This window comes from Bacillus sp. B19-2 (assembly GCF_022832475.1).
GTDB classification, from domain to species: Bacteria; Bacillota; Bacilli; order Bacillales; family Bacillaceae; genus Bacillus; species Bacillus paralicheniformis.
On record NZ_JALHKQ010000001.1, the window covers coordinates 1,186,950 to 1,209,152 of the forward strand.

At 45.3% G+C, this 22,203-nt stretch carries 25 protein-coding genes and 1 pseudogene; 7 read left to right on the forward strand and 19 right to left on the reverse strand.

Annotation, left to right across the window (positions count from 1 at the left end; genetic code table 11):
* Positions 1–139: 139 nt before the first annotated feature.
* Positions 140–1,867 (reverse strand): ribosomal protection-like ABC-F family protein, encoded by a 1,728-nt coding sequence (gene abc-f / locus MST20_RS05990; RefSeq protein ID WP_243940773.1) that lies wholly within the window; start codon positions 1,865–1,867, stop codon positions 140–142.
* Between the two features lie 462 nt (positions 1,868–2,329).
* On the opposite strand from abc-f, the pseudogene MST20_RS21350 reads away from it, so the two are divergent.
* Positions 2,330–3,370: pseudogene (locus tag MST20_RS21350) on the forward strand (cache domain-containing protein); the annotation flags it as partial.
* Complete coding sequence (locus tag MST20_RS21355) at positions 3,365–4,315, forward strand: methyl-accepting chemotaxis protein (protein WP_377923730.1); 951 nt, start codon at positions 3,365–3,367, stop codon at positions 4,313–4,315. The pseudogene MST20_RS21350 and the gene MST20_RS21355, both read left to right, overlap by 6 nt.
* Before the next feature lie 44 nt (positions 4,316–4,359).
* Here the strand turns inward: MST20_RS21355 and csaA are convergent, their stop codons facing one another.
* Positions 4,360–4,692, reverse strand: a complete 333-nt coding sequence (gene csaA, locus MST20_RS06000; RefSeq protein WP_243940777.1) for a chaperone CsaA — start codon at positions 4,690–4,692, stop codon at positions 4,360–4,362.
* Positions 4,693–4,912: 220 nt separating this feature from the next.
* On the opposite strand from csaA, the gene MST20_RS06005 reads away from it, so the two are divergent.
* A complete protein-coding gene (locus MST20_RS06005) occupies positions 4,913–6,241 on the forward strand; it encodes a S8 family peptidase (RefSeq protein ID WP_243940779.1) in 1,329 nt (442 codons plus the stop codon).
* 50 nt (positions 6,242–6,291) lie between these two features.
* On the opposite strand, the gene MST20_RS06010 is transcribed toward MST20_RS06005, so the two are convergent.
* From MST20_RS06010 to MST20_RS06020, 3 genes are all read right to left on the reverse strand, one after another.
* Positions 6,292–6,564, reverse strand: a complete 273-nt coding sequence (locus MST20_RS06010; protein ID WP_481747885.1) for a DUF5367 family protein — start codon at positions 6,562–6,564, stop codon at positions 6,292–6,294.
* A 56-nt stretch (positions 6,565–6,620) separates the two neighbouring features.
* Positions 6,621–7,220, reverse strand: coding sequence for a TetR/AcrR family transcriptional regulator (locus MST20_RS06015; RefSeq protein WP_243940781.1), 600 nt, complete (start codon positions 7,218–7,220; stop codon positions 6,621–6,623).
* A gap of 112 nt (positions 7,221–7,332) precedes the next feature.
* The gene (locus MST20_RS06020) at positions 7,333–7,818 is read right to left on the reverse strand and encodes a MarR family transcriptional regulator (RefSeq protein ID WP_243941181.1); all 486 of its coding nucleotides are present in this window, start codon (positions 7,816–7,818) and stop codon (positions 7,333–7,335) included.
* A 139-nt stretch (positions 7,819–7,957) separates the two neighbouring features.
* On the opposite strand from MST20_RS06020, the gene yqeK reads away from it, so the two are divergent.
* Complete coding sequence (yqeK, locus tag MST20_RS06025) at positions 7,958–8,587, forward strand: bis(5'-nucleosyl)-tetraphosphatase (symmetrical) YqeK (RefSeq protein WP_377903955.1); 630 nt, start codon at positions 7,958–7,960, stop codon at positions 8,585–8,587.
* Positions 8,588–8,642: 55 nt separating this feature from the next.
* Here the strand turns inward: yqeK and MST20_RS06030 are convergent, their stop codons facing one another.
* The 9 genes from MST20_RS06030 to MST20_RS06070 all read right to left on the reverse strand — a co-directional run bounded on the left by MST20_RS06030 (position 8,643) and on the right by MST20_RS06070 (position 15,682).
* Positions 8,643–9,128 carry a DinB family protein gene (locus tag MST20_RS06030; protein WP_243940783.1) on the reverse strand — a complete coding sequence of 162 codons (486 nt, stop codon included), beginning with the start codon at positions 9,126–9,128 and terminating at the stop codon, positions 8,643–8,645.
* 30 nt (positions 9,129–9,158) lie between these two features.
* Positions 9,159–10,805, reverse strand: a complete 1,647-nt coding sequence (locus MST20_RS06035; RefSeq protein ID WP_243940785.1) for a YndJ family protein — start codon at positions 10,803–10,805, stop codon at positions 9,159–9,161.
* On the reverse strand, positions 10,802–11,419 hold the full coding sequence (locus MST20_RS06040; RefSeq protein ID WP_243940787.1) for a DUF4166 domain-containing protein: 618 nt from the start codon (positions 11,417–11,419) through the stop codon (positions 10,802–10,804). Before MST20_RS06040 ends, MST20_RS06035 begins: the two co-directional genes overlap by 4 nt.
* Before the next feature lies 1 nt (position 11,420).
* The gene (locus MST20_RS06045) at positions 11,421–12,320 is read right to left on the reverse strand and encodes a DoxX-like family protein (RefSeq protein WP_243940789.1); all 900 of its coding nucleotides are present in this window, start codon (positions 12,318–12,320) and stop codon (positions 11,421–11,423) included.
* A 243-nt stretch (positions 12,321–12,563) separates the two neighbouring features.
* Positions 12,564–13,136, reverse strand: a complete 573-nt coding sequence (locus tag MST20_RS06050) for a TetR/AcrR family transcriptional regulator (protein ID WP_243940791.1) — start codon at positions 13,134–13,136, stop codon at positions 12,564–12,566.
* 7 nt (positions 13,137–13,143) lie between these two features.
* The gene (locus tag MST20_RS06055; RefSeq protein ID WP_243940793.1) at positions 13,144–13,857 is read right to left on the reverse strand and encodes an MBL fold metallo-hydrolase; all 714 of its coding nucleotides are present in this window, start codon (positions 13,855–13,857) and stop codon (positions 13,144–13,146) included.
* An 81-nt stretch (positions 13,858–13,938) separates the two neighbouring features.
* A complete protein-coding gene (locus MST20_RS06060; protein ID WP_243940795.1) occupies positions 13,939–14,412 on the reverse strand; it encodes a GyrI-like domain-containing protein in 474 nt (157 codons plus the stop codon).
* Positions 14,409–14,693 carry a zinc ribbon domain-containing protein gene (locus MST20_RS06065; RefSeq protein WP_243940797.1) on the reverse strand — a complete coding sequence of 95 codons (285 nt, stop codon included), beginning with the start codon at positions 14,691–14,693 and terminating at the stop codon, positions 14,409–14,411. The genes MST20_RS06060 and MST20_RS06065 overlap by 4 nt, the downstream gene beginning before the upstream one ends.
* Positions 14,694–14,746: 53 nt before the next feature.
* Positions 14,747–15,682: a helix-turn-helix transcriptional regulator gene (locus MST20_RS06070; RefSeq protein ID WP_243940799.1), complete on the reverse strand. Its 936-nt coding sequence runs from the start codon at positions 15,680–15,682 to the stop codon at positions 14,747–14,749.
* Positions 15,683–15,818: 136 nt separating this feature from the next.
* Here MST20_RS06070 and MST20_RS06075 point away from each other — a divergent pair, with 136 nt between their 5' ends.
* Entirely contained in the window at positions 15,819–16,370 is a 552-nt protein-coding gene (locus MST20_RS06075) for a CcdC protein domain-containing protein (RefSeq protein ID WP_243940801.1), read from the forward strand.
* 40 nt (positions 16,371–16,410) lie between these two features.
* On the opposite strand, the gene czrA is transcribed toward MST20_RS06075, so the two are convergent.
* From czrA to MST20_RS06090, 3 genes are all read right to left on the reverse strand, one after another.
* Positions 16,411–16,743 carry a Zn(II)-responsive metalloregulatory transcriptional repressor CzrA gene (czrA, locus tag MST20_RS06080; protein ID WP_243940803.1) on the reverse strand — a complete coding sequence of 111 codons (333 nt, stop codon included), beginning with the start codon at positions 16,741–16,743 and terminating at the stop codon, positions 16,411–16,413.
* Positions 16,744–16,828: 85 nt separating this feature from the next.
* A complete protein-coding gene (locus MST20_RS06085) occupies positions 16,829–17,653 on the reverse strand; it encodes a hypothetical protein (protein WP_243940804.1) in 825 nt (274 codons plus the stop codon).
* Between the two features lie 152 nt (positions 17,654–17,805).
* Positions 17,806–18,057: a YnfE family protein gene (locus tag MST20_RS06090; RefSeq protein WP_243940806.1), complete on the reverse strand. Its 252-nt coding sequence runs from the start codon at positions 18,055–18,057 to the stop codon at positions 17,806–17,808.
* Positions 18,058–18,209: 152 nt separating this feature from the next.
* On the opposite strand from MST20_RS06090, the gene MST20_RS06095 reads away from it, so the two are divergent.
* Positions 18,210–19,547, forward strand: a complete 1,338-nt coding sequence (locus MST20_RS06095) for an APC family permease (RefSeq protein WP_165427209.1) — start codon at positions 18,210–18,212, stop codon at positions 19,545–19,547.
* 90 nt (positions 19,548–19,637) lie between these two features.
* The gene (locus MST20_RS06100) at positions 19,638–20,288 is read left to right on the forward strand and encodes a lysozyme family protein (RefSeq protein ID WP_347880855.1); all 651 of its coding nucleotides are present in this window, start codon (positions 19,638–19,640) and stop codon (positions 20,286–20,288) included.
* A gap of 133 nt (positions 20,289–20,421) precedes the next feature.
* Here MST20_RS06100 and MST20_RS06105 read toward each other — a convergent pair whose 3' ends face one another.
* Positions 20,422–21,408 carry a polysaccharide biosynthesis protein gene (locus MST20_RS06105; RefSeq protein WP_243940809.1) on the reverse strand — a complete coding sequence of 329 codons (987 nt, stop codon included), beginning with the start codon at positions 21,406–21,408 and terminating at the stop codon, positions 20,422–20,424.
* Between the two features lie 51 nt (positions 21,409–21,459).
* A complete protein-coding gene (locus MST20_RS06110; protein ID WP_243940811.1) occupies positions 21,460–22,098 on the reverse strand; it encodes a papain-like cysteine peptidase in 639 nt (212 codons plus the stop codon).
* Positions 22,099–22,203: the final 105 nt, after the last annotated feature.

Sequence of the window (22,203 nt, forward strand, 5' to 3'; positions counted from 1 at the left end):
CCCTTTTTTATTGCTGTAGTAAGTCCATCATTTTTATCCTATTATTACCTTGGGTGCCATCTATAATGGGTGGTAATTTAAACCACGTCAAACAAAAAAAGAACCATCTGTGTTAAAAAACACAAATGGTTCTGTCCATTTATTCTTTTTCTAAAAACGCCCGTTTGCGTTTGGCCAGCTCTGAAAATTCCTGATCCAATTCATGATATCTTGGGTCTTGGGGTGTGAGTCCGGCCAATTCTCCAAGAACAGCGGTCATCCGATTTTCGATGCGAAGCCGCTCCTCTTCATCGCGTTTTGCATGTCGCTGTTTCTTTCTGTTCCGATAATCTTTCAATCCGGTTTCGACGCGGATGATGCGCCCATTTTCAAATACAAGAAGTTTGTTGCACAATTGATCTGTAAAATACAGGTCATGCGACACAATGATGATCGTGCCTTGAAACTCAAGCAATGTCTGTTCAAGCTGCTCTCTGCTTGGCAAATCAAGGTGGTTGGTCGGTTCATCCAGAATCAGCAGATCATAATCCTTTAAAATCATGCCTGCCAGTTTGATCCGGGTCCGCTCCCCGAGACTGAACGTCCCGATTTCATCATGAAAGCGGTTTTCTTTGATTCCCATATTGGCCAAAATGGTCCGCGCATTTGCGATTTCGGCTCTGTCAGACAAATTCAGTACATCAGCCACTGTTTGATCAACGCTTAAATCACTGACATCCTGGCTTAAATATGCGGCCTTTACAGATCGGCTTTTCCATAGCGTTCCTGCTGTTGCAGGTTCAGCATTCAACATCATCTTCACAAGGGTCGTTTTGCCGCAGCCATTGTCTCCGATAAGCGCTATTCTCTCGCCATGTTTAACGTAAAAATGGCTGTCTTGGAATAAAGTGCGTCCGTCAAACGCTTTTGTCAGGTCTTTTGCTTCAATAATCCGCTTGCCCCTTTTTTCTCCCGATGAAAATTGAAAATTGACAGACACAGCTTCTTGTGGCTTTTCCGCTTTGTTTTTTTCCAATTCCTGTTCAAGGCGTTTCAGTTTTGATTTGACTTGGTTATCGAGCTTTTTGGCTTTTACCCGGTGGTATTCTTTAAAACCGAGCTGCCTTCGTTCTGATTGTGTTCCCTGTTTTGTTGAGTCACGGTGGGCTTTCTGCGACCAATTTTGAAGAATTGCAATCTGTGACTCGATTCTTTCTTTTTGTTTCTGCTGAACTTCGTATTGGTGCAGACGTTCTTCATATAACCGTTTTTTCTCCTGCCGGTATGCACTATAGTTTCCTTGGTAAGTGTGCAATTTCCCATCTTCCAGCTCAAGTATTTTGGAGACGGATTGATCCAAGAAATAACGGTCATGGGAAATCATCAATACAGCCCCTCGATATTGTTGCAGTTCTTCAAGGAGCCAGCTGATTCCTTTTAAATCCAAGTGATTGGTCGGCTCATCTAAGATGAGGAGATCAGGCATCGTTTTCCAGACGTGCGCCAGTGCAAGCTTTAGTTTTTCTCCCCCGCTCAAATGGCTGAGCCGTTCGGAATTCCAGCTCTGGACCTTTGATAAGCCAAGACGGCTGGCCAACTGATATAATTTCCCGCCCTCATCGCCTGTTAAGATGCTGTTGAAATCATGAACGGAGTACTCAATCGACTGGAGCAGATAGCCGATTTTAAGCGTCCGGTCTGTTTGAACAGTACCTTTGTCGGCTTCTATATGACCGCTCAATATATTTGCGAGCGTTGTTTTCCCCGCTCCATTGTATCCGACCAACCCAATCCGCTCTTGATTGGAAATGTCAAAATCGATGTTTTTTAAAATCGTTTGCTCTCCAAAGCTTTTTTGCAAACCTCTTATTTTCATTAAGATCGTCATACCGTTCACCTCTGTTTTATTTTGGCTGACAACAAAAAACCTCTCGCGGAAACCCGGAGAGGATATCATGCCAAAATACGCATCGTGAAAGCGGTATGAACCGATCCCAATTCTTTGCACGACAAAAAACATGCAAATTTCAGAAATTGATGCAAGGTATAAAAGGGCATACTCATCCTATTCTCCAAGTTTCCGTTTTTTCATATTTAAAAAAACGATGGAAAATAAGATTACTGCTTCATGTCCCCTATACCTATTCCTTTCACTGTATTTACCGATTAGTATATAAACGAAGGTAAACTTTGTCAACAGTTATGCAGCCCTTTTTCAGCCAATCCCGAAAACTGTTGCGTTCGCCTTAGTTGAGAATTTTATTTCGAAGTCTGAAATTTAAAATTTAATGCAAAAGTGTGAAAATTGTCCGATATTAATCTCGTAACCTATAAAAAGGAGTTTTGGCGAATGAAAAAAATATTGGACTGGTTCAAGCATCCATCTCTTTCCAAAAGATTAGCGGTCTCATTTTTATTGATTTTAACGCTCCCTGTTATAATCCTTTCAGGTGTTTCCTATTATACGGCAGGCGGGTCGATTGAAGATGAAATCATGAGAAGCGCAAGAAACAGCGTCGATCAATTAAACGAAATGATCGATCAAAACATTGAGAAAAAAGCGGATGCTGTTACATATTTCAGTGAAGAGATCAAAGAAAAAACATACAAGGAAAAAGGCCAGACTTCGTTAAGACAACAGTTTGAACAATACGCCAGACAAAATAAAGGTGTAGAAGCCGTGTTCACAGGCTCTGCAGACGGTGTCTACGTGCAGCATCCTTATACGAAAATGCCTGACGGCTACAATCCCGCGGAAAGACCTTGGTTTAAAGAAGCGGTTGAGAAAAAAGGCGAAATCATCGTCACTGATCCATACACCTCTGCCGCCACCGGCAACACGGTCATTACCATCGCCAAGCAGAATGAAGACGGGTCGGGCGTCGCCGCGCTCAGCTTGAATATCGACGAGTTGATTAAAGCGACAAACGATGTCAAAGTCGGAAAAGACGGCTTTGCTTTTATCTCAAGTGCATCTAAAAAATATATCGCCCACCCTAAGATTAAAGCCGGAACTGAAGGCGATGGCGGCTGGGTTGACCAAGTTTACGGCAAAGAAAAAGGCGAATTCAAATATACTTTTGAAGGAAAAGAAAAGCAAATGGCGTTTGCCACAAATCAATTAACAGGCTGGAAAATCGCCGGGACGATGTTTTCCGATGAGATAACAAACGCGACAAAGCCCGTCTTTTATATGGCTCTGATCGTCTTTTCAGGGGCTTTGGTGCTCGGTGGAATTCTCATTTTCTTTATTGTTCGCGCGATCAGCAAGCCATTGAATCAGCTCGTTCTATCTGCAAAGCACATCAGCAGCGGCGACTTGACTCAGCAAATCGAAGTGCGTTCAAATGACGAATTCGGGCAGCTCGGCACAAGCTTCAATGATATGGCGGAATCGCTCCGCACACTGATCGGCACCATTCAGGAATCGGTTGAGAATGTCGCCTCATCATCAGAGCAGCTGACAGCAAGCGCGGAACAGACGAGCCAGGCGACAGAACATATTACTTCTGCGATCGAACAGTTCTCTAACGGGGCCGAAAGCCAGAATGAAAAAGTCGAAACCAGCTCGCAGCAGCTCAGTCAAATGAATGATCATCTGAGCGAAATGACCGAAGTGTCGGAATCGATTACTGAATCATCGATCAAATCGACAGAAATCGCCGAAACCGGCGGAGAACTCGTTCAGAAAACGGTCGGCCAGATGAACTCCATCGATCGATCTGTCAAACAAGCTGAGAGCGTCGTCAAAGGTCTCGAAGGCAAATCGAAAGATATCACATCAATTCTCAGGGTCATTAACGGAATTGCCGATCAAACGAATCTATTGGCATTGAACGCTGCGATTGAAGCGGCCCGCGCCGGCGAGTCAGGCAGAGGCTTTTCAGTCGTCGCCGAAGAAGTTCGAAAGCTTGCTGCCCAATCAGCGGATTCGGCAAAAGAAATCGAAGCGCTGATTCAGGAAATCGTCAAAGAAATCGAACATTCTCTCAACATGTTTCAATCGGTCAACGATGAAGTCCAATCCGGACTCAAAATAACCGAGAAAACAGAAACGAGCTTTCACGAAATCAGCGGCATGACGAATGAGATCGCCGGCAAGCTGCAAACGCTCAATGCGGCAGTCGAACAATTGTCGAAAGGCTCGCAGGAAGTCTCCGGTGCCGTTCAGGAAATCGCCGATGTTTCAAGGGAAAGCACAGCCGGAATACAAGATATTGCAGCATCAGCGGAAGAACAGCTGGCTTCAATGGAAGAAATCAGCACGTCCTCTGCCACACTTGAACAGATGGCGGAAGATCTGCGAGAATTGACGAAAAAATTCAAGGTGAAATAAGAAAGAGGCTACCTCCTGTTTGGAGGGAGCCTCTCTTTTATGTATCAGCTGATCTTCGTTCCATTGGGCGCTTCTTGATCAGGCGCCAGCAAAATAACGTCGCCTTTTTCCGGCACGCCGCCAAGAACGAGAACTTCAGATTTAAACCCGGCAATCCGCCGCGGCGGAAAATTGACGACTGCTGTCACCTGCCGGCCTACAAGCTTTTCAGGTGTATAACGCTTTGTGATTTGAGCGCTCGAACGTTTGACGCCAATCTCTTCTCCGAAATCGATCTCAAGCTTAATAGCCGGCACTTTCGCTTCCGGAAACTCTTCCGCTTTTATAACTGTCCCAACCCGAATATCAAGTTTAAAAAAATCTTCGATTGTTGCCATGAATTCAGCTCCTTTGGCCGCTTTCTAGAGGGTGATATTGACATGACTAGAATATCATGTATTTTGATTCGTTGAAACCCTGGACTTCCGTTCCCACTTCCAGAAGCGAATAGGAAACAGGCCTCTTTTGCCGCCGTTTTAGGACAGCCAACTTTACGGGAACCCCCTTTCATTCATAGATTAAGAGGAAGAAAAAACTAAGAGATGAGGTGGAACTAGGATGTTCGGTTCCTATATGGTTCAAATGGTAAGGTCCAACGCCCATAAACTGGACCGGCCACTGAGAGAAAGCGTGCTGAAACTCTATAAACCTTTTAAATGGACACCTTGCTTTTTACACGGATTTTTCGAAAAAATATTAATGAAGAACAAAAAAATACCGGTCATTATTGAATTTGAAAAAGACAGCCACCATAAAGGCTATCAATTAGTCAATGAAATGATCGGCAGTAATAGAAGAAACAAAATCAAGCATCGCTTCTCCAACATTAGCTGCTGCAGCGCGGAAGTCACCCCTTCTTCTTTGCAATCGCTTCTATCTCAATGCGGTGACATTCGCAAAATTTATTTAAATCGCAAAGTGAAAGCGCTCCTTGACGTAGCGGTTGAATCAAGCCGTGCCAAAGAGGTGATCAGAAACAACCAGACACTGACAGGCAAAGGTGTCACAATCGCTGTCATTGATACGGGCATATACCCTCACAAAGATCTTGAAGGCAGGATCAGGGCTTTTCAAGACTTTGTCAACCAAAGGACAGAACCGTATGATGACAATGGCCATGGCACACACTGCGCCGGCGATGCATGCGGAAACGGAGCGGCCTCATCGGGTCAGTACCGCGGACCTGCTCCTGAAGCGGAACTTGTCGGTGTAAAAGTATTGGACAAAATGGGATCCGGCACGCTGGAAACCGTCATTCAAGGTATCGATTGGTGCATTCAATTCAATGAGGAAAATCCTGATGATCCGATCGACATTCTTTCAATGTCATTGGGGGCAGATGCGTTACGCTACGAGAATGAGGAAGAAGATCCGGTCGTTAAAGCTGTTCATGCAGCATGGGACGCAGGCATTGTTGTATGTGCTGCAGCCGGAAATTCCGGTCCTGATGCGCAAACGATTGCAAGCCCGGGCGTCAGCAGCAAGATTATTACAGTCGGAGCTTTGGATGACCGGGATACAGTCAGCCGGGAAGATGATGATGTTGCCTCTTATTCAAGCAGAGGGCCTACGATCTACGGTCAAGTTAAACCGGACTTGCTGGGACCGGGCACAAATATTACATCGCTTCGTTCACCCGGATCTTTCCTTGATAAGATGCAAAAAGCAAACAGAGTCGGCACGGATTATATGATATTATCGGGAACCTCGATGGCCACGCCGATCTGCGCAGGCATTGCAGCACTTATTCTTCAGCAAGCCCCGGGGACAGAACCTGATGAAATCAAACAACTGTTAATAGACGGAACCGATTTATGGAAAGATCGCGATTCAAATGTTTACGGTGCGGGATACATCAATGCAGAACAATCGGTTCCGCAAGATTAAAGACTGTTCGCCCGTTTTGGCATAAAGCGGGCGAATCTTACATAAAACATTTAAACTGCAGACCTTCTTTTTTCAAGTATGAACGGTATCATCAAATACATGGCATACGCGAAGACCATCCAAACCGCAAATCCACTCACCTGGCCCTTTGAAAGCGCCGGGAGAATCCATGAATGATGCCATAAAGAAAAAGTGTCGAGAAATAAACCGACTGCCGACCCTACAATGCCAAGCTTAACCGCCGCAAACCTCGATTTGTCAACTCGCCGGTAAGCGAGGATCACGGCATATAGCAGGGCAAAAGTTCCGGCTTCAAGAAGCAAAAAAACGAAAAAACAAGAGTCAAACCGAGTTTTTCAGTCAACATCTCCATCTCCCTTTACTCCCCTCCATGCTGTTTTACAGCGGTTTCCGTCAGCATCTGCAGCACCGCCTCTAATTCCCCGTAGACTTTTTCAGAGGCAAATTCCGGAGACATCAGCGACTGAAGCGCAAGACCGTCGATTAGTGCGTTTAAAAGAACGCCCCACGTGCTGAAAGAAACCCCGTCAACAGGAGAACGCTTCCACATCTCGGAAAGCTGTTCTGCCAACACCGCATTTTCCTCTTCGAGAAGTTCTCCAAGCTGTTCGTTTATCTTTTCATTTCGAAAACCTAAAACGGCCAATTCTAAAAAAAACTGATGGTAATACGCATCTTTCCGTGTTCTTGATTTCGCCGATGACAATCCGTCTTTTATCTTTTCGGCAGCGGGTTTATCATTTGCCTTCAACCTTTCCCACGACGCGCGGCAAAGGTCGCGGACCACTTCAAACACAAGCTGCTCTTTTGTCCGGAAATGATAGTAAACCGTTCCCTGTGTCACCTTTGCTTCTTCAGCAACCGCCTTTAACGTCAATTTGTCCAGACCATGTCCGGCAATGCGGCGCTTAGCCGCCTCAATTAACGTTTCTTTTGATGTCACATTCGGCCTTGCCATTCACTTCACCTCTTAGTTATCTGGATAACTAACTTATTAGCTCAACTATAATCTGGAAGGGTTTTCTTGTCAATCGGTTTTATCTTCTTTTTTTCAAGTTAACATAATATTATTATTGTTTCTTATCCGTTTCTGCCATATGCGCCATACCTTGAAGAAATTTCAAAATAGCTCCCTGTTCTGCTGCAGAAAACGAATCGAGAAACCGCTGAAACTGTTCCGCTTTTTGCTGATGAAGCTTTTCATGAAGCTCAAACACTTGTTTTCCGCTAGGCGTCAGCCTGAAGTATATCTCTTTTTTGTTGTCCGTCAATTGAAACCGTTTAATAAGGCCTTCCTTTAGCAGCTTTGAACTGATTTTTGTAATATTTGCTTTTGATAAATTCATTTTTTTGGCGATGCCTGTGTTGTTAATCGGTTCATCATGACCGATACAGCTGATGACATGGATCGTCGTCATATTCCCCGGGAGCCGTTTAACATCAGATTCTGCCGCCTGCTTTAAAAATGCCTTGAGATCAGTATCCGCTTTTTGTTCGTTCAGGTGCAGGAGTTTAACATACATATCATAGATCAGCTGTTTTGTCAGTTCAGACATAGTCAATCGACAGTCCCTTCTTTTTATTTTCCGGTTAACAAAATATTTTAATTGTATGTTCTAGGATTTGTCAATGTTATGATAAGATAACGAATGTGTTTTGTTTATCATGAAATAACATCAAAAAGGAGAATCGCTGATGAATATTGAAGGAATAGAGATGGAAGTTCGCTGCACAGGCGATGTATGTTCAGATGCCCTTGAATTTTTGAGACGCCATAACCACGAAAAAACAGCCGAACATTCGATAAGGGTGAAAAAAGCGGCGGAAGATTTGGCAAATTGTTTTCATGTTCCTGCACAAAAAGCGGGAATAGCCGGAATTTTGCATGACATCAGCGGTGTCATCCCTAATGCAAAAAGGATTGCAGCTGCTGAGGCGCTCGGTATTGATATTCTGCCCGAAGAACGGATATTTCCGATGATTATCCATCAAAAACTGTCGAAAGTGATGGCGCGGGACCTGTTTCAGGTGGCGGATCAAGATATTTTAGATGCAATAGAATGCCATACAACGCTTAAAAAAAATCCCTCCCAGCTCGACCTTGTCCTGTTTTCAGCGGACAAAATCGAATGGGATCAGACGGGGACTCCGCCTTACATCAAGGAGCTTCATGAAGCGCTTGAAATTTCTCTGGAGCACGGGGCGTTTGTTTATATTCAGTATTTGTGGAAACAAAAAGATAAACTGAAAGTTGTCCATCCCTGGCTAAAAGACGCCTATTATCACCTAAAAGCAATAATCGAAGCATCCCCCCAGGCAAAATGAACTGCGGCTTAGGGTGGGTGACCGCCTTAAGCCGCCATCTTGCCTGACAACACCGTTAGTTGACGCCTTTTGAAGGGTCCCACGATTTCTGCTGTTTTCGGATGGTGACGATTTGTCCCAGATGGTAAGCGTTATGAAGAATGAGAAGGGACAAAATCTCCGCCCAGGTGGAATGCGGATCATGCTGGGCCGGCTCGTTCAGCATCTCCTCTTCGCATGCCGAAAGCGCATCGATCCATTCGTCATAGATCGTATTCAGTTCCTGCCGGCTTTCTTCCCAGCCCAGTCCGCTTTTGTTTACAAACGTATCATCGATCGTATAATCAAAAGCCGGAACGGGAATTCCTTTAAACCGCTTTAAATAGCGCTCGTTGTAAAAAATCAAATGGTTGGCAATTTCTAAAATCGAATTTTCCGAACCTTCCCCTTTTTGCCTTGCCTGGCTTTCCGTGAGATCAGCGGAAGCCGTTTGAAAACAAACAAACCAAGTCGTTTCGTTATAGCATGCTTTAAACTGTTCAAGCAAAACGTTTTTTAGCATAAATACCCTCCAGTTCGATTCGATTTTTGCCTAGCTTTCATTTGCTATTTTCGCCCTATTGACGGCAGAATCCTTTTTTTCAATATGATATTGAATGTCGAGAAACCGTATGCCGAACAGCCACATGCGGTGATGGGCGCAGAGCCTCTTTCGTCCCTGCTCTTTGATGATAAAACGTTCGGCAAGCGGCAGTTTAAACGTACCTGTTCCGGTCGAAAGGAAAATCCCTTCATCCCCCCGGTCAGATCGTTTGTCACTGCTCGTCAAAATCAGGCAGCCGTCCTCTGCTTTCGGCTTTAAAATGCCTGTCATATTGGAAAACGGCAATGGCAGCGCAATATTCATATATGTGATGTGATTATGGGTATGAGCAGAATAAAGCGCCACGAACACAGTCTCGCCTTCCTCGTTCGTTCTGACCCAGGCGCGCACATTCTTCCTGCCGTCTTTGGCTGAATCAACACCGATAATCTCGCCCTCCATCGTTTGCCGCCCGGTCTTTGTCCCCAAATGAATTTGCCCTGTCATTTTTGAAATCAGCCGGTATATGTGTGCAAGCGGCTTAAACCATGGACGCCAGGCGATCTCCGCTGTTAACGAATAATCGGCAGTATGCTCGTAGAAATCGAGAATAAGAGGAGAAACGGTCTCAAGCTGAAATCCGTTTCTCTGAAATGCGCTCATATCATCGGTAAGACCTTGGTAAGACGAATCGCTTTGTAATCGCTGCCGGTGTAAAAAATCGGCTCCGATTCTCCATGTACCGTAAATGTTGCTCATCGTTTCGCCTTGCCTCCTTTCACAGTCCGGCTCAGGAGATTCAAGATGCCAGCCGGTCAGCGCTGGAATAATGACGCCTAAAGCGTTGACAAGTCCGTGAATCCAAATCATTTCCTGAACTGTAAAAGTCGGCCGGCCGCGAAAAACGCCGTAAGAGTAAATGAATGAAAAAGCAATAGTGATCATCAATGTTAAAGACGAAAAGATAACAAAGCGGCGAGCCGCGCTGTTTTTGAAGGCCGCGACCGAGACGAGAAAGCCGCTGCCGTATATGGCCGCCAAATACAGCGCAACGGCGAAGACATCAATGGTTTTCGAAAACGATATGCCGACCGCAATGAAAAGCGGAGACAGCATGATGAGCCATGTCACCGCCGCATAAAGAAGGCCTTTCTTTTTCAGCTTCCTTCCGAGCATTCCATTAAAAATCGGAATGAGAAAGGCAGAATAATGAAAATGCACCGCTGTCAGCAGCACAATCAGCGGGCTGAAATTCATGATCTGGAGATTCAGCGTATAAGCAAAAAGCCAAACCCCTCCGAAAGGAAGGTAAAGCAGGCTGCTGTCAATCGATGCCTCTTCAAGGCCCTTTCCTCCTCTTTCCCAGAGGCGAAGGACGCCGTAAAAGGCGATCATCCCCGTATAGCACAGCCAAACCGATGAAAAAAGCGGGGAATGGAACAACAGGGATAACGAAGCCGCGCATGCCGCATAAGGAAAGCACGCGCTGATCAGCCGAAACATTCCGTTTTCATGCTGAATGAGATCGAGCGCGGCCGGAACAAAAAACAGCATCGATAATAAAAGCAGCGCCTCTGCTGCCGGGATGTCCGGCGCTTTTCCGGCGAAAAAAACCGCAAAGCAAAGAACGCTTACAAAAAAGCGGCGGACTTTCATGCCGTCTCCCCCTCCCTGTTAAACGTTCCTCTGTAGGCAAACAGCGTCCCGAACAGCGGGTTTTTCACATGAACATCAATCGTAAAACAGCCTTTTTCTTCGTCATACGATTCATTCACGCTGGAAATACCGTATAAACACTTTGGAAGGGGCAGCTTTTTACTGAATAAAGGCAGCCATTGTCTGACAGAAGTAATCGACAACGATCCGTCGGCTTCCGCCTTAAACCGCAGGCTTGAGATTAAGATTGGCGGATGTCCGAAATAGTCGATGATTTCAACACGGCTTTCATCATAAATCATGACAGCATCAAAATACCTTTGTTTGTCACGAAAAAAGAAAGTTCTGTTCCAAACGGCTGCCGGTGTATCATTTTTCGTCAGTCGAATATGATTTTCAATCGTGAACGGAACGTTCCTCTCTCTTTCGGGAAAAAAACAGCGGAAGACCGTTCCCGCTTTAAACAACAGCCTGATCAAGTACGAACCGCCGGATATTTCCGTCATGACTCCTTTTCCTCTGAACGCGCTTTCTTGAGTGAGGTGATACCGTTCCTTGAGTTTTGGGTGAAGAAGGTGAAAGTCCTCGATCACCCGTTCATACATCGAAACCAAATCAACGCCTCTTTCTGATCGTATTACCCGCGTTTGGAATGCCGCAAGCGCTCACATAGCCGACAACGGACAAGATGATAAGCGCTGTATTCAGCACGACCGGGTTAAAAGGTTGGACAAAAGATGCGAAATCAGTCATTCCCGCAGATGCCGAAAGCAGCACAAGCAGGGCGATATGCAGAAGGAACCACTTCCTTTTCCGACCTGGATAAAGCCATAACAGACCGACCATCACCTCGGCCAAACCGATAAGCTTCAGGAGCATTTCGGGATGAAAACGGCCGCCCGTGAAAGCCGAAAGCATGCTGATTTCCTCAGGATGAGCCATGATGAGCTTTGGAACAAGCCCTTGGTAAATCCAGACGAAAGAAAACAGCAGACAAACGAGCCAATAGATCAATGTTTTTTGAAAAAGCAGCCTTGGATGGAGTCCTTTTTCAAGCCAAATTTTAAGCGCAGCAAAGCTCCAGGCCGTCGCCCAGCCGATGAGCGGCCTGAATGCCATATCTGCAAGCCGGCCCAGCCTCCCGTAACGGGTGTCATAATCGTATTGTGTCATAAACGTGATCCCGGTTTCGCTCTCGCTGTATTTCCAGTATCCTCTGCCTTCGCGAATGACAGAAAGCGGGTGGTTTGTAGCGAACTTGAGTGACGAGACTCTGTCTCCCGTGTCTTGATATACGTTTCCGACAGACTCTCCTGTACCGGAAATTTTCAAGCCGAAGCCGATTCTTGTTTCGTATAAAAACCTTTGCGGTTCACCCGGTCTGCGCTTTAAATAGGTAATGTCCGTAAATCGCAAGTCCCATTGCCGATGGAGGGCAGGATCTTGGGTATAGCGCCATAGCCGCTCCATATCTGTCTGGATAGATATTTCTACGTAAATCGGAGTTTTTTTCATTGCGCACGCCCTTTTGTGAATATATTCACAATAACAGCATAACATGGAACACATCATGTGTGAACCAATTTTTGCATATCCAGTCTCTCTTTGCCGACATAAAAAAATCCTCGGCTGTTAGGCCAAGGCAATTAGTGGCTGGTTAAGCCTTCTCATACCTATGACTCAAAAAATGGAAGAGCCATACGACGATCATACTAAATTTTCGAAAAAATGTAAACAATTAAGGGAAAATTTCCTTGTTTATTCGGTCTGATAGACAGCAATGCCTTTTAGGAAGGCACGGATTGTCAGATCAAAACTTTCTTCCACATCATAAGGAAGTCCGAACGCATCGTGTTGCCTGAGTGTTGCAAATCCATGCATGATGCTTCTCAAGCCTCTGACCGCATGGATCGCGAAGTCATCGTCTAAATGATAGTCTTTCAGAACGGAAAGCACCAATTCGATGATTCTGTCTCCTGCTTCGTCGAGCCGTTCATCTTCATCAGGCATTGCAATAAAAGTGGCTTCATAAAGCCCCGGTCTGTTTTTGGCAAAAGCGACATAGGCGTGAGCCATTCTGCTGACAGCCTGATCCTCTTCGGCTCCCTCGACAGCAGAAGCCATGTTTTCATAAAGTATCGTCAAGCCGTAAAGTGCGAGTTCTTTTCGTAAGTCGTTCAATCCTTTTATATGATTGTACAGAGACGGAGATTTGACATTCAGCCTTTTGGAAAGAGAAGCAAGCGTCACTTCATGAATGCCTTCCTCATCAGCCAGAAATGCGGCAGCTTCCAATACTGCATCTTTATTCAAACCGATTCGCGGAGACACGATTTCTTCATCCTTTCCTGTTCAATTTGATATATGCTTCGTTTACCGCTTTTTTCATCGCTTGAGCCGGATTATGGACAAGATCGCCGTGGCCGGCGGCAAGCGCCTTCGGTTTTAAATCTAACAGCTTTTGCGCGCTTTCTAAAGCAATTTCTTTGTCCCACGTGGCCAAAGCCGGAAAAGGGAATGAGAGCTTTAAATGCCCCGATACCGTCATGCCGCTTCGCGTATGGTACGCGTCACCGGCTATGAGAAGGCCGCTTCTTTCATCAAAAAACGAAATGCTGCCAGGCGTATGCCCGGGTGATGAAACGGTCAGCAATGAACCGATCTTGTCTCCTTCCTTTAAAAGGATATCAGGATTTGTTTTGATGTTTTTCGGAATGCCTCCTTTGATTGTTCCGCGCTCCCCTTCCAGCATCTCTGTATCACCTTTTAACAGACGTGCATCCCGTTCAGATATGGACACTTTCACACCGGGAAGGCTGTGGCACAGCTCGTCAAGCGAACCGACATGGTCGCTGTGGGCATGAGTCAGCAAAATCCGTTTAATCGGCTTGCGGAGATGATCCGCAGCCTTTAAAATCCCTGTTTTGCTAATCGGAATCCCTGTATCAATTAATGTGAGGCCGTCTTCTTCATCCGCTAAATAACAGTTGACAGGAAATATGCGCGGAAAAAAAGTCAGCTGGTAGACCGATTCAAATCGGGTAATCTTCATTGCTTTCACCTCTTCGATCAAAATAAAAAACTAATACCGTTAGTTTTCATTTTAAAACTAATGGTATTAGTTTTGCAAGCATTATTTTTTTCGATCGACAGCAACATAGATGGTAACTTGGGCGTTTTCGGGATTCTCTGCTTGTTCATCATAAACTTCAAAATCGCCGGTATAAGTACGGAGATTTTTTTCATCCCATGTCCAAATCTCCTGCCAAGTCTCAAGCACGACCTCCGCGATCCTCCCCCGCTTTGAAACAAAAACGGCATATTCGGATGCAGGGAGCGAAATGTGATTGGCCGCTTTTTCTTGCTGATCAACGAACGTTCCGATTGAAAATGTATATGTCCCGTGTTCGTCCGTCTCATAATCTGAATAAAGGGCGATCGTGTCTCTCCGTATGTCCTGGCGTTCAGTATGCAGAAATTTTTCACGGTATAAACTCCACATGGAAGGAATTTTACCTTTTTCAGATGCTTCATCACGGTTGCTTGTCACGGTCGATATCCCGCTGAATAACTGTGCCTTCTGTTTTTCGAAATGAGAAAAGCTCATCTTCTTTGCCCGCCTTTCGTTTGCGTATCCGCCGCCCACCGTTTTAAATGAGGGAGCGTCCGCTCCAAGAGCGCTCTCGCTTCTGCTTCTGTTTTCCCCTCTTCTTTTATATAAGGAACACAGATTTCGATCATATCTTTCAATGTCGCATCCGGATGTGTATATGCTCCGTTTTCATAGCAGTACACACAGTAGTCGCGATTCTTCCCCCCGTCTTTTTCTGTGCCGAAAAGTTCGCTTGTCATCGGCATGCCGCAGCTTTGGCAAACATGATGTTCCATGTTTCATTCCTCCTTTTTCTTCATCATACAAAAAGGAACCTGACAGCATCGTGTCAGGTTTCGTATAAATGTACAATTTGATTAGCCAAGTTTTTTATTTTTTGACGGATGCGGGGAGGTGCGAGAACTTCGATATGTGTTCCAAATTGGAGCAGAAATCCGTACAGCCATTGATCTTCCGGATAAGAAACGGTTGCCACGCATTGTCCGTTTTCATAAGTGAGCGCTTCTGAGCCAAACCATTCTCTCGCCAAAGGCTCTCCCGACGGCTTAATGAGAAGGGTCAACTCGGTCAGATTGTCCGGTTTGTACCATGATGTTTCCCAAGGAAGTGAAGACAGATCGACTACCTTTCTTTCAAACTTTTCTTCAAGCATCCGCACGTCTTTCATACGCAGCAGTTTAAAGAAGCGAAACGCCTGTCTCTTCAGGCAGAACGCATATAAATACCAGTGCCTTCCCTTTAGGACGAGGGTATGCGGCTCCGCTTTCCTTGTTCCGGTTTGCCCCTCTCTGTTCATATATGTAAAGGAGACCGCCCGCGTGCTGTCTGCCGCCTCATCTAACAAGCGGATCTTTTCTTTGATGACAGGACTTTCACCCCAGGAAGAGATGTCAACAAACCATTTTTCCGTTTTCTTGCGGAATTCCGGCATTTCTTCTTCGGAAACGAGAAACCGGATTTTTTCAAGGGCAGAACCGTGATGGAGCACTTCATACGTCGAAGAAACGCTTTCCAAAGCCGTCGTAATGGCAGCCAGTTCGTCTGCAGAAAGCAGTTTCTTTTCGAGCCGGAACCGCTCCATGATGCTGATCCCGCCTCCCGCTCCCTGTGAGGTGACAATCGGAATGCCCGCCTGGTTGATCGCCTCGATATCCCGGTAAATCGTTCTGACAGAGACCTCGAACATGCCGGCAAGCTCCTTTGCCTGCACCTGGCGTTTATTAATCAATAAAATCACGATGGCCAATAGCCGGTCAATTTTCATCGCAGATCCCTCACATTCATCTTACGCTGCCTATTTTCATTCTAACGCACACACCATTTGGAATATCATGACAAAAAAGGGGATCTGATCACCCAATTATTTAGAAAATCACTTTTCCTGTTACGATTTATACAGTTTGGACATATACTCCTTAAAAAAAGGAGGTTTTAAAAACATCATATTTTATTTTTTACAGTTTTTCGCGATTGTGTCCATCGTCTATATCAAGTTCAAACGCTCAGTCGGCTATCAGCCTTTAAAGCCGGCACGCATGTTGTTCCGGATCATCCTCTTTTCGGGAATTTTCGTTTTTCTGCTGACGATGAGCGCACTTCACCCTTTATCATACTTTTATGATCTGATTGGGATCGCGCTCGGGCTCATCTTGACCGTCTATGCGCTGAAGCATGTGTCAATCGAAAATCGGGACGGCATCCTTTATTTCAAAACGCATTTATGGATTGAATTGATCGTACTTTTGTTATTTTTATACCGGTTTCTTTACCGGATCGCCGAGATCGGCCAGCTCCAGTCTGCGGTTTCAAACGGGGGTTCAGCAGCGTACGGCGCCCTTTTTGCGCAGGACCCTGCGACGATGATCGGTTTTTTTGTACTGGCCGTTTATTATGTCGGTTTCTCTTTTTTTGTTTTAAAAAAAGGGAGAATCGAAGAAAAACGCTCAGCGTAAAAGGCAAACTCGGGATGTGGAGTTTGCCTTTTCATAAGCTTTAGTCATGCTGTGTATGATCGATCATCTGCTGAAGTACATCGAGGACATGCTCGTCTTCCGGGGAATAAAAAATGGAAGTCCCTGCCCTTCTTGATTTGACGAGACGAAGGTTTTTTAAAAACCTGAGCTGGTGAGAAACGGTTGACTGCAGCAAACTCAGCTTCTCCGCTATTTCATTGACCGAATGTTCGCCTTGTGAGAGCAGGTGAAGAATTTTGATTCTCGTAGGGTCTGAGAGCGCTTTAAACGTCTGTGAAACGAGAAATAAAGTTTCTTCATCTAACTCGGCCTGCACCTGTTTTTCTGTTGTTTCCTGATTGTGCTCACTCATGCTTTTCACCTTTTCCGCGCAACTTTTACCTTCATATCATATACCAAAACATACCGGTTGAAAAGTTTTATAGCCAGGGAACAGATCAAGTCGAAAACAGCGTCCCCTGAAGCGCTTCTGCATACCTTGCTGCTGACAGCTGTACACGTTCTCCGGCGTGATTTTCCACTGAGCGGCGAAAAGCGCCGTACAGCCGGTTGAATGGAACATTTTTTATTTGATCAGCCATTTGCTGCACTTTGCCGGCGGGAAGAGGAATCAAATTTGGATAGCTGTACATAAAACTCACCCATCTGCGATCTTGAACGACTTGGATAATGTCTCCTGAGAGGAGGATTCCCTTGCCTCCGTTTCCGTTTGCCCAATGGCAGACCGCTCCCCCTTTAAAATGGCCGCCAAGCCGGTGCAAGATCAATCCGCTTGACAGCTTGAGGGAATCGCCGGACCAAAACACAATCCGGCTGCTCGGCCGTTGCACCCATTGTTTGTCATCTTCATGAATATAGATCGGAGCATCAAACATTTCAGCCCATTCCGTTTGTGCAGCATAATAATGCGGATGTGATAAAGCGATCGCCTGGACTCCGCCCATCCGCTCGATGTACTCAAACGTCCGCTGATCCAGGTATGTGATACAATCCCACAGCAAGTTAAAACCGGGCTCCTGAATCAGGTATGCCGATTGACCGATGCCGAATTCGGGCGTTGTCGTTAAACTGTATAGGCGCTCTTCTTCCAATGTGATCTCGTTTTGAAACCTTCCGCTTTGCTTCATTTCTTCCAGCGTTGTCCAAGCTTGCCCTGAATGATTGACATACTGCCTTTCTTCATTGCAAATAATGCATTCCGCCGGCTCTTTCGGAGCAGCGTCATATTGAACACCGCACGTCGTGCAAATATAGTTAGTCAAAATTGCTCCCTCCCCTTTCAAACTATATTTTACCACCTTCTTCACATATACATGATTTTTTCGCTACTATATGCAGTCTATTATTCATGATATCCAGGCTGATCTGTCCGCATCATCCTGAAACGTGAAAAAAGCGTCCGCTGACCCGGACGCTAGCTGCCTTCTTGCTGATACATATGTTCAAGCTGTGAAAATGAAATATCGCCGGCCGCACAATCTACAGCGGCATCGACTATCTGATCAAATCGGTCGGCCGAAGCGCTTTTCTCTTTTAACCGTTGTTCATAGCGTTCGAGCTCTACCTGCTGTCTTCTTAAATCCTCTTCTTTTCCATCATAATCAGATGCATTCATCGTCTCGATATTTCTTTTGACAGCTTCAACATAGCCTCTCAATATATCCATGTCTTCATACTCCTTGCCTTTTTTCAAAGGGTTTGCAACATTTATTATTTTTATACGGGAAAAAGAGGTTTTATACGGTTGCTCAAGTGCAAAAAAACAGATAAAATATGTCTTAATTTCTGTATTTTTTACATAAGGGGATTTAGAAGTCATTGAAAAACGAAACTGCGCTTAAACGAAGTCTTACACTCGGCCCGCTCGTTGTGATCGGCCTTGCTTATATGGACCCGCTCGTCGTATTTGATTCATACGGAGTGGTCGCACAACTGACAAAGGGGCACGTTCCGGCGGCATACATATTTACTGTTGCCGCACTCCTTTTGACCGCTTTGAGCTACGGCAGCATGGTCAAGGCCTATCCACAAGCGGGATCGGTTTATACATATGCATATGAAAGTATTCATCCGCATGCAGGATTTTTAGCCGGCTGGACGATCATGCTGGACTATTTATTTTTGCCGATGGTCAATTTTGCGATCGGTAGCGCTTATTTGACGGCGGCTTTTCCTGAAGTGCCGCATGGTTTTTGGGTCGTTCTGCTCGCTTTATCCATTACCGTTGTCAATATTTTAGGCATCAGACTAACGGCAAATATTACAGGACTGTTCGTCGCTTTTCAAGTGATCGTCGCCCTGACTTTTGCCGGTTTTATGATCGCCGGGCTGGCAGACGGCCTCGGGACGGGCGAGCTGATGTCAGCCGATCCGTTTTTCCGTTCTGATATCGAGCCGTCCCTGATTGTATCAGGAGCGACGATTTTGTGTTTTTCGTTTCTTGGCTTTGATGCGATTTCCACCATGTCTGAAGAAACGGTCAACCCGAAGAAGAACATTCCGTTGGCCATCTTTTTAACAGTAGCGATCGGCGGAACGCTGTTTACGGCGATTTCTTACTTGATGCAGCAAATCTATCCGTCCTATGATAGCTTCCGGCACGCCGATTCGGCATCGCTGGAAATCGCCCTATATACAGGTGGCGCTTTTTTAAAGTCCTTCTTTTTGGCGGGAACGATGGTCGCTGTCATCTCTTCCTCGCTTTCTTCGCATGCGAGCGCTTCGCGGCTTTTGTATGCGATGGGGCGGGACAGCTCTCTTCCGAAACGCTTTTTCGGCTATGTGCATCCGACTTTAAAGACGCCGGTCTTTAATATTATGTTCATCGGACTGATTTCATTGACGGCCATGATCGGGGAACTCGAGGTCATCTATTCATTCATCAGTTTCGGCGCGCTGATCGGATTTATTTTTGTCCACCTGTCTGTCATCGGCCATTACTACATTCGAGAACAGGAGAGGGGCTTTTTAAAAACGCTTCGCTATTTGGTTCTGCCCTTTTTTGGGGCCTCTTTCTGCGGCTGGCTGCTGCTTAGCATCAGCAAAAATGCGCTCATGATTGGAGCCGGCTGGCTGATTGCCGGGTTTATATACTTTTTGTTCAGAATCCGTTCGCTTCCGAACGTCACATTCGGCTTTGACCGCGATCCAAGATAGAAGGATATCGCTTGGTCTTCTTGAAGATATATGTCATAATAAATGAGGCTGTATACTGTTTTGCATCAGGGCGCTACAGAGGTGAAACCATTGAAGAAAAAGAAATCAGGATGTTTAGCCGGAGCTGGCTGTTTGTCTTTTTTTGTGTTTGTTCCCTTGATCATTTTCTTTGCCATCTCCGGTCTGGAACAATTAAAATGGCTTCCTCTTGACACTGAATCTAACATTCTTGAGAGATTAAAAGATTACAAACCTCTTGTTGAAGAAGAACTTGATGAACAGGATCTTTCACAATACACCGCTCTTTTATTGGGCATGATGTATCAGGAGTCGAAAGGCAGAGGCGGTGATCCGATGCAGTCATCGGAATCTCTCGGTATGAAGCGAAATGAGATTGACGATCCAAAAGCAAGCATTAAGCAGGGTGTGCGCCACTTTACAGCAATGTATCAAAAGGGACAGAAAAAAGGCGTCGATATTGAAACGATCATCCAGAGCTATAATATGGGATCGGGTTATATCGACTATGTCTCAAAACACGGCGGAAAGCACTCAGAGAAGCTGGCAAAGGCATTTTCCGAGGAACAAGTCAAAAAGAACCCCGATCTGTATAATTGCGGCGGAGATACAAACAATTTCCGCTACCCTTATTGCTACGGGGATTACTCTTACACGGATAAAGTAATGGAACGCACAAAAAAAGTCGAAGAACATATCGAAGGGTTAACACTTGAACATTGACAAAACGGCAAGCCGGGTGAGTTTTCGTCCGGCTTGTCCTGTTTTCGAGGAGCGAACAGAAGCATCGCCTGCAGCCGCATGCCATGCTTGTCATCAGTTCGCGCATTCTCCGTGAACGCTTCGTTCCATCCTTCTACTGCAAAAAACCGCCTTCTTTCAGCATTTCTTTTACTTCCTTTTTTGAGATTAAAAAGTCTTTTGAGCTCAAGTGATCTGTTTCTAAAGGCTGACAATCCGCATACTTTTTATGAAGTTCAGGCATTTTGATTGCAGGCAGCACCACCGAGAGTTCATTTGTAAATGAAACAGCATGCTGCCGTTCATGAGGTGAAATCAGCAGCTCATGAAGCTTTTCCCCCGGCCTTGCCCCCGTTTCTGCGATGGACGTTTTTTCGTTTCCGTAAGCTTCGATCAGCACTTCAGCCATGTCTAAAATTCTGCAGGCCGGCGAATTCATAATGAAAATTTCCCCGCCTTGGCCGCTTTCAGCCGCTTTTAATAAAAGCCGTATCGTTTTTTCCTTCGTGAGGAAGAAACGGGTCATTCTTTTGTCTGTGATGGAGACCTGGTTCTTTTCCCTGATCTGGTCTTTAAATAGCTGAAGAACGCTTCCGCTGCTTCCGAGCACATTTCCTCCCCTTACACAAATAAAATCCGTGTCTGAATAGAGATGGTTCGCGTATACGATCAGCTTCTCGCCGATCGCTTTCGTCATTCCGTAAAAGTTGGCAGGATCAGCCGCTTTGTCAGTCGAGACGTTGATGACTTTTTTAACGCCGTTTTCGATCGCTGCTTCAATGACGTTTTCCGTCCCTGTGACATTCGTTTTTAATGCTTCAAGGGGCTGTTCTTCACAAACCGGCACATGCTTCAGCGCAGCTAAATGGAAGACATAGTCGACACCTTTTAATCCTGTATTCAGCGCTTTCCGATCTCTGATATCCCCGATGAAAAACGTCAGCCTTGGATCTTCAATCTGCCTTCTCATTTGAACTTGTCTTTCTTCATTTCTGGAAAATACAATGAGCTTTTTAGGGCTTAAGGATAGCAGCTGAAGAATGAGTTCCCGGCCCCATGAGCCTGTTCCTCCAGTAATGAATATCGTTTTATTTTCAAACATCCGCTTTTTCTCTCCCTTTGTGCCTTGATCAATCATTCTCATCGGCGAAAACTAACGAATCGTTATGCCTTGGAACATTTCTCTCCAATACGGGTCATTTGATTGCCAAATTTCTTGATCAGGAAGTTCGACAGCGCATACGTTTTTTAACGGCCAGTGATTTTCAACAATACCCGATACATTTGTGTGATTGATCAGAAGAATGCTGAAATCGTTTGTAACCAAATCAGAGAGCACTTCTTCAAGTTCTTTTGCTTCCTGCATTGTGCCGCTTGTTCTCACAAACAACACGCGCTGTGCAGTCGATGTCTTTTCTAAAAATCTGTTAAATCTCCTGTTAAACTTTTCTTTCACTTCATGATAGGTAGCCAGGTTGTCGAGTGTATTTCGATCCGTTTTAAAATCGTGTGCCGAGTCAATGCAATAATAATCATCCGTAACGGAAATAAAAGGATCTTTAGTGGCAACTCCTGTGGAATACCCCGTCACTCTCAAATTTATAGGATCCATAAAGCCTTCAAATCGGTTCCGTATCAGTCGGCACAGGTCCGGCAGCGACGAGGTGCCGACCCAATCAAAAGGGCCTGCATACGGCCTTATATTCATTTTTCTCAGCTGAAGAGCTGTCAGGCACAAGTGCCCTAAGCCAAAAATCGCATCATATTCGCCCTGTATCTCTTTTAAATTCATATTCTCACTCCTTATACTTACTGACAAAAATAATCATTATAAGTAGCTAATGATAGGAAAGAGCATCTGGCTTTATAACATAGTATGTCGGTGTAACAAATTGGT

What these genes read in the sequence shown, in the direction of transcription:
- MST20_RS06065 (WP_243940797.1), bottom strand. Translation starts at nt 14,693, where the DNA reads ATGGAACATCATGTTTGCCAAAGCTGCGGCATGCCGATGACAAGCGAA.
- MST20_RS06090 (WP_243940806.1), bottom strand. Translation starts at nt 18,057, where the DNA reads ATGGATATATTGAGAGGCTATGTTGAAGCTGTCAAAAGAAATATCGAG.
- czrA (WP_243940803.1), bottom strand. Translation starts at nt 16,743, where the DNA reads ATGAGTGAGCACAATCAGGAAACAACAGAAAAACAGGTGCAGGCCGAG.
- MST20_RS06030 (WP_243940783.1), bottom strand. Translation starts at nt 9,128, where the DNA reads ATGCTAAAAAACGTTTTGCTTGAACAGTTTAAAGCATGCTATAACGAA.
- MST20_RS06105 (WP_243940809.1), bottom strand. Translation starts at nt 21,408, where the DNA reads ATGTTTGAAAATAAAACGATATTCATTACTGGAGGAACAGGCTCATGG.
- MST20_RS06035 (WP_243940785.1), bottom strand. Translation starts at nt 10,805, where the DNA reads ATGAAAGTCCGCCGCTTTTTTGTAAGCGTTCTTTGCTTTGCGGTTTTT.
- MST20_RS06015 (WP_243940781.1), bottom strand. Translation starts at nt 7,220, where the DNA reads ATGGCAAGGCCGAATGTGACATCAAAAGAAACGTTAATTGAGGCGGCT.
- csaA (WP_243940777.1), bottom strand. Translation starts at nt 4,692, where the DNA reads ATGGCAACAATCGAAGATTTTTTTAAACTTGATATTCGGGTTGGGACA.
- MST20_RS21355 (WP_377923730.1), top strand. Translation starts at nt 3,365, where the DNA reads ATGGCGGAATCGCTCCGCACACTGATCGGCACCATTCAGGAATCGGTT.
- MST20_RS06020 (WP_243941181.1), bottom strand. Translation starts at nt 7,818, where the DNA reads ATGTCTGAACTGACAAAACAGCTGATCTATGATATGTATGTTAAACTC.
- abc-f (WP_243940773.1), bottom strand. Translation starts at nt 1,867, where the DNA reads ATGACGATCTTAATGAAAATAAGAGGTTTGCAAAAAAGCTTTGGAGAG.
- yqeK (WP_377903955.1), top strand. Translation starts at nt 7,958, where the DNA reads ATGAATATTGAAGGAATAGAGATGGAAGTTCGCTGCACAGGCGATGTA.
- MST20_RS06005 (WP_243940779.1), top strand. Translation starts at nt 4,913, where the DNA reads ATGTTCGGTTCCTATATGGTTCAAATGGTAAGGTCCAACGCCCATAAA.
- MST20_RS06070 (WP_243940799.1), bottom strand. Translation starts at nt 15,682, where the DNA reads ATGAAAATTGACCGGCTATTGGCCATCGTGATTTTATTGATTAATAAA.
- MST20_RS06060 (WP_243940795.1), bottom strand. Translation starts at nt 14,412, where the DNA reads ATGAGCTTTTCTCATTTCGAAAAACAGAAGGCACAGTTATTCAGCGGG.
- MST20_RS06055 (WP_243940793.1), bottom strand. Translation starts at nt 13,857, where the DNA reads ATGAAGATTACCCGATTTGAATCGGTCTACCAGCTGACTTTTTTTCCG.
- MST20_RS06110 (WP_243940811.1), bottom strand. Translation starts at nt 22,098, where the DNA reads ATGAATTTAAAAGAGATACAGGGCGAATATGATGCGATTTTTGGCTTA.
- MST20_RS06045 (WP_243940789.1), bottom strand. Translation starts at nt 12,320, where the DNA reads ATGAAAAAAACTCCGATTTACGTAGAAATATCTATCCAGACAGATATG.